General features: G+C 51.8%; 8 protein-coding genes. 2 read left to right on the top strand and 6 right to left on the bottom strand.

From position 1 onward, the window contains the following. From FBQ85_25490 to FBQ85_25470, 5 genes are all read right to left on the bottom strand, one after another. A partial coding sequence (locus tag FBQ85_25490; protein ID MDL1878485.1) for a Fe-S cluster assembly protein SufB occupies positions 1-651 on the bottom strand: 651 nt, incomplete at its 3' end. 135 nt (positions 652-786) lie between these two features. Further along, positions 787-1,116 (bottom strand): iron-sulfur cluster insertion protein ErpA, encoded by a 330-nt coding sequence (gene erpA, locus FBQ85_25485; protein ID MDL1878484.1) that lies wholly within the window; start codon positions 1,114-1,116, stop codon positions 787-789. Between the two features lie 44 nt (positions 1,117-1,160). After that, complete coding sequence (locus tag FBQ85_25480; GenBank protein ID MDL1878483.1) at positions 1,161-1,613, bottom strand: Rrf2 family transcriptional regulator; 453 nt, start codon at positions 1,611-1,613, stop codon at positions 1,161-1,163. Positions 1,614-1,696: 83 nt separating this feature from the next. Further along, a complete protein-coding gene (locus tag FBQ85_25475; GenBank protein MDL1878482.1) occupies positions 1,697-3,142 on the bottom strand; it encodes a hypothetical protein in 1,446 nt (481 codons plus the stop codon). 138 nt (positions 3,143-3,280) lie between these two features. Continuing rightward, positions 3,281-4,162, bottom strand: a complete 882-nt coding sequence (locus tag FBQ85_25470) for an esterase family protein (GenBank protein ID MDL1878481.1) — start codon at positions 4,160-4,162, stop codon at positions 3,281-3,283. A gap of 252 nt (positions 4,163-4,414) precedes the next feature. Between FBQ85_25470 and FBQ85_25465 the strand changes: the two genes are divergently transcribed. Next, positions 4,415-4,717, top strand: a complete 303-nt coding sequence (locus tag FBQ85_25465) for a hypothetical protein (protein MDL1878480.1) — start codon at positions 4,415-4,417, stop codon at positions 4,715-4,717. Continuing rightward, entirely contained in the window at positions 4,708-4,935 is a 228-nt protein-coding gene (locus tag FBQ85_25460; GenBank protein MDL1878479.1) for a DUF2283 domain-containing protein, read from the top strand. The genes FBQ85_25465 and FBQ85_25460 overlap by 10 nt, the downstream gene beginning before the upstream one ends. 94 nt (positions 4,936-5,029) lie before the next feature. Here FBQ85_25460 and FBQ85_25455 read toward each other — a convergent pair. Further along, the coding region (locus FBQ85_25455) for a xanthine dehydrogenase family protein molybdopterin-binding subunit (GenBank protein MDL1878478.1) at positions 5,030-5,982 on the bottom strand (953 nt) is incomplete at its 5' end.

Raw genomic sequence — 5,982 nt, 5'->3', positions numbered from 1 at the left:
GGTGTTCGCGGTGTTGATGCGAAAATACGTCGAAAGCTCCATCGGGCAGCGCACGCCCTTGGGCACATAGCAGAACGAACCGTCGCTAAACACGGCAGAATTCAACGTCGCAAAGTAGTTGTCGGTATACGGCACAACCGAGCCGAGATATTTTTGTATCAACTCGGGATGATGCAGCACGGCCTCAGAGAACGAACAAAAAATGATGCCCTGCTTGGCCAGCTCTTTCTTGAACGTTGTCGCTACCGACACACTGTCCATCACCGCATCGACCGCCACGCCGGAGAGCCGCTTTTGCTCTTCCAAGGAAATGCCGAGCTTGTCGAAGGTTTCGCGCAGCTTGGGGTCGACTTCATCCAGGCTGTTGAGCTGCTTGCGCGCTTTCGGCGCGGCATAATAAATGACGTCTTGATAGTTGATCGGCGGATAACTCACGTTGGGCCAGCGCGGCTCCTTCATCTTAAGCCAATGACGATAGGCTTTCAAACGCCATTCCAGCATGAAGGCCGGCTCGTTTTTCTTGGACGAGATCAAGCGTATGATGTCTTCATTGAGGCCTTTGGGCGCAACATCAGTTTCGATGTCCGTGAAGAAACCGTACTTGTATTCGCCTTGCGTCAGTTTTTCTATGGTGTTAATCTCGGTGCTCATTTTCATCCCTGTCGTCAATGATAAAGCAATGAACCTGATATTATCCGAAGATTGCAGAGGGAGGATCGACGATGGACCGGTTGCGATCTTCATTTCTCTAACTTCGGATCAAAAGGAATCCTTCCGGAGGGCGACTTACGCCTGGAACGAATGGCCGCAGCCGCAGGTGCGCTGCGCATTCGGATTGACGAAGGTAAAGCCCGACCCCTGCAAACCGTCGGTGTAATCCACGGTCGTGCCTTCGAGATAAAGCGCGCTCTTGGAATCCAACAAAATTTTCACGCCGTTCGACACCAACACTTCATCGTCTTCACGCGCATCCTTGTCCAGCGTCAGGAAATAGGATAAACCCGAACAGCCGCCGCCTTGCACGCCCACACGCAACGCCAATTCACCCTCGTTCTGGCTTTCTTGCGCAATGATCTTCTTCACTTCCTCTGCTGCTTTGGGAGACAAGTTAATCACGGTAAACCTCCTTGAAAAATTTATAAAAGTGACGTTAACGTTTTTCAAACCATGACTTGGTGCAACTTCGGCGTTCGCCCCACCGGCTGATTGAGATCGGTGAGCGAAATGCCGTTCAGGAAATTTTTGAATTCAAGCTGAATTTTCATGAACGGGTCGCTGATGTTGCACACGCCTTCACTATATTGAATGCATTTGCAGCCTTCATTCTCTGTAACACACTCGACAATGCCGAACGGTCCGTCGATGCACTCCACCACATCCGCCACGGAAATTTTATTCGGCGACCGGCCAAGAACATAACCGCCGCGCACGCCTTGCGTGCTCGCCACGATGCCGGACTTCGCCATCTTCTGTAAAATCTTGGCCATCAACTCATCAGGAATGCGATAACGCTCCGCAATTTCCTTGGCGGTACACAAATGTTCAGCATCGCGATTGAGCATGTGTTTCAACGCGATTATGGCGTATTCAGCTTTGCGTGACAGTCGTAACATGGCTTTTATTGAAATCCGACTATTTTGGTCGGGGATATGATACAAAAAAAGCCCCCACAAGTCAAGCAGAAATTCGATGTAATTTAATACAATGAAGCAATGCGAAATGCGCGATAGGCAAAGTTTTGGGGATTTGCAATCGCCAAGTCCCAACGCTTCATTCCCATTTGATCGACTTCGACAAGATGTTGGGCTGTGCCAAAGCAGATCAGCGTGTTGCCATTCGTCAAACGTTGCGCAAAACCGAGAGCAGAAGCAAACAGGGGTGGATCGTGACGATACTCCCACACCAATTCCGCAGTTTTGGCGGTTTCATCGAGTCTATATTCGACGGCGCGACTAACCGGCGGCGTGTGTAAATTGCCGTTATCAAACAAAATGACATTACCGTTGCTCAAACGCCGAATGCCGTGTTGGTGCGAGAAACCATTGAGCGGATCATTGAGGAAAGCGAACTGATTGTTTCTGCCGCCCCAACGCCAGATGATCTCTCCGGTCTGCGCATTGATCTTGGTAATCTCATCGCAATTGCGAAATGACACCAACAAATGGCCGTCGGCGTCGAGGTCAATGGCATTGCCGTGCCACGGGTTGACGTTGGCGCCAACGAGAGAAATATCCGTCGCCGCATCTGTAACTTGGAAGTGATCAAAGGTACGCCACAATAATGGCGGCGCGTTGTCGCGCTGATGCTCCACCACGATGCCGCGCACATTCGCATTCGTCAGGCCGCCGAATGCCGTGAGATCCATTTCACGAAATTCGATGCCGAACAATGTATAGCGATCATCGAACAGCCTCAACTCATGCGGTCCGGTGTCCCGGCCGTTGCTCGCGTGAAATTCACGCAAGATATTTCCGGCACGATCGATTTCATAAAAGTGCATGGGCGAGCCGTCGGCCGAGGTAAAAACCGTGTAATTGCCAGTCGGTTGTTGTTGAAAATCGATCACCGAGCCTTGGAATCTGCGATACCAAACGATTTGGCCGTCATTATTTAAAATGAGAGCATAGCCTTTGTTTGTGATGCCGCCGAAGGTCAATCCCATCATCACGAATCCCGGGGTCGGAGCATTGTTGGTTAAAATGGAAAACTCCGGCAGATCATCCGGCAACGCCGCAGTGGCAAAGGAAAAGCGCGGACTCCCCGCCTTGCTGCCGTTGGGAGCATGGGCGACGGCCTTCATAAAATATGAAGTCGCGGGCTTCAGTCCCAGCACAAGAATGCGCGCCGAGTCTGCCGTCATCACCACCGGAGGCGTATGTTCGCTCAGCAGTGAATCAACGCCAAAAGCTACTTCGACGGAAGCGACATTCTCAGCGCAGATTTTTACAAATGCGCTCAGCGCGTTGTTGGCGTTGGGTTGAATTACAACCTTGTTTAGGATTGGAGTGAGATTTTCGACTTTTGGCTGCGTTGGTGCATGCCGACAGGAATTGAGAAAAAGCCCTGTGGTGATCGTTAGGCAAGGGACGATTTTGGCGGCGTGAGGAATTGAGCATGGAAAGAACTTGTCACTCACGAGCATGCTGAAATTTAAAGGTGCATGTGCTACATCACAAATCCTTTGTGACGAAAAAATTTTAGTACATAGAATTCACCCGAACCTGAAAAAGTTCCCGTACTTTTCATAAATTATCAAAACAAAACCGCCCGGGCAGTACAACTACGGCTTGTGAAAACTCGCGCCAATGAACTTCAGTGCCTCCAGCAAACCGCTGCGCCAATAGGACCAGGCGTGGCTGCCGTCGCGCACGCGATACTCGTGCGGAATTTGCCTCTGCGTGAGCGCCACGTGCAGCATGGCATTGCCAATGGTGAGATAATCATCGTCTCCGCAATCGAGATAAATTCTAACGCTCTTGAGCTTTTCAACGTCCACCGTTTCCGCCATTCGAATGGGCTGGTAAGAGAGTAAATGATTCGTGATGCGCGCCTCGCCTGATCCCGCGCCATAAATCGCGGTTGGCCAGCGGCCCCAACCGCGGTCGTCCATGGCGATGAATTGCTCTGTCGTGTTGACGGCAGAACTCAGCGCCGCACCCGCGACAAACTGCTCCGGATGACGCATGATATAAACCAACGTGCCAAAACCGCCCATCGAAAGGCCGGCAATGCCGCGGTAATTCTTCTCCGCGCGAATGCGATAATGCGATTCGATGTACGGCAAAAATTCCTGAAAGAAAAAATCTTCATAACGCACAGAATTGTTATAGTTGTTGATATACCAGCTCACGCCGGCATCGGGCATGACGATGATCATGGGCGGAATCTCGCGGCTGGCAATGGCTTCGTCCGCAATGAGATGCGCCTCGCCAAATTGAATCCACGCCATGTCGTTGTCGGTGTAACCATGCAGCAAATAGACCACGGGGTAAAAACGGCTCGAGGTTTCGTAATCAAAAGGCAGGTAAATGGTATAGCGCACTTTTGCGCCCATAATTTTGCTGTCGAGCGTCAGGCCTTCTTTCACCACACCGCGCGAAACTTGGGCATTGGCTGCGACTGTCAATGCCAACAGAAACGATAGAATAACCGGAATTTTCATTGCGATTTCTTCCCAAACAGTTTTTTCTGACAAGGTTGTTGCAATCATCTTCGAAAAGCAAGCATTTTTTAGCAGAACAAAAAAGCAGCATCATTCGCCTTCTCGCAAACAGATTTTCGTCTCTTCCTCACTTCTCAAGCAGATGAGGTGCTGCTTGATTTTAATATGGGCTTTGGGTATTTTGGCGGCGTAAGAATCGAGGCGATATAGAGTCAAGTCTATTGTTAAGAGTGAATAGCCCGGCGTGAAGAAATGACTGCTGAAGTCACCTCTAAAAATGGCATTCCGATTCGATTGACCGATGAACGCTGGGCTCACATCATCGAGGAACACGGAGAGCTTGCCGGCAGGCGTTTGGAATTTCTTGAGGCCGTCGCACAGCCGCAGCGGGTGCTGAGTGGTGGCGCGGGAGAATTGCTCGCTGTGCGAGAACAGGACCCCGGCAAATTCCTGGTTGTTGTCTACCGAGAGCTTGCTTCCGATGGTTTTATCATCACGGCTTTTCTGACCCGCCGAACCGGCTCATTGAACAGGAGAAAACAATCATGGCCATAGCGAATCTCGCCGAGTATCTCAAGCTTGTGCCTGCCGTCAAACAATCGCCGGAAGGCTATGTTTGGCTGTCTTACGACCAGGAAGCAGATGCCTTGTATATCAATTTCAAGAAGCCGAGCTTTGCCACGGATAGTGAAATCACCGACGAAGACATTATCGTTCGCTATGAAGGCGATCAAATCATCGGTATGACGGTGTTGCATGCCAGCACCCGATAAAGCCAGCACGAAAACAATATTACCGTCCTTCACAACATGAAAAGCCGAGGTAGGGGCGACCGGGCCGGTCGCCCCTACTTCTGTCATTTGCTTCTCAGGTCATCGCGCTGAGGATACGTTCCGGCGTCATCGGCAATTGAAATAACCGCGCGCCGGTCGCGTCAAAGATCGCATTCGCAATCACTGCGCCCATGCAAATGATCACCGGCTCGCCGCCGCCTTGCGGATCCGCATCCTTCGAATCAATCAGCACGGTTTCGATTTCAGGCATCCAGGAAAAGCGCGGGAGTTGATACGTGTCAAAATTCAGATCAAGAACCTGGCCGCCTTTGAAGTGAACTTCCTCGGTCAGCGCATAGCCCAATCCCATGTTCACACAACCTTCCATTTGAATTTTGGCGCCCTGGGGATTGATCACCAAACCCATGTCCTGGGCCGCAACCACGCGCTTGACCTGCACGCTGCCGTTATCCTTATTGACGGCAACTTCCGCCATCACGGCAACCCAGGTTCCCGCATCAAAACCACACGCTATGCCAAAACCTCTGCCGCTGGGCAGCTTGCCGGGCTTCCAGCCGAATTTTTCCGCCGCCGCCTTGAGAACGCCTTGCACTTTTTCGTTCTTCAGATTTTTTAAGCGGAACTCCAACGGGTCGATGCCCAATTGTGCCGGCATGATGTCGATCTGTGAGTCGCGCGCAAAGGTGTTGGTGTTATTTGCCGGCGCGCGCCAGGGGCCGGTGGCAAACGGATGCGCACCCGCAACACCGCGGCCATGCACCGCTGTGCTGTGATGAGGGATTTCATAAAAATGCTGCGCCCCGCGCTCACCAGCGAAATAAACATGATAATCCCAAAAAGCGAGGCCGCCCGAGTTTGAGAGACCGGATTTTATTTTCACCACTGCTGCGGGCCGGAAGGAATCATAGAAGAACTCTTCCGCGCGCGTCCACGCCACCTGCACCGGCTTGCCGGCCAGCTTCGCCAAGCGTGCCGCTTCGACGACTTGCTGGTTGCGTGACTTGCCGCCAAAGCCGCCGCCGACAT

This window comes from Cytophagia bacterium CHB2 (assembly GCA_030263535.1).
Lineage (GTDB): Bacteria > Zhuqueibacterota > Zhuqueibacteria > Zhuqueibacterales > Zhuqueibacteraceae > Coneutiohabitans.
The sequence above is the reverse complement of the archived record's forward strand: the minus strand, read 5'-3'. Positions and strand labels throughout refer to the sequence as shown.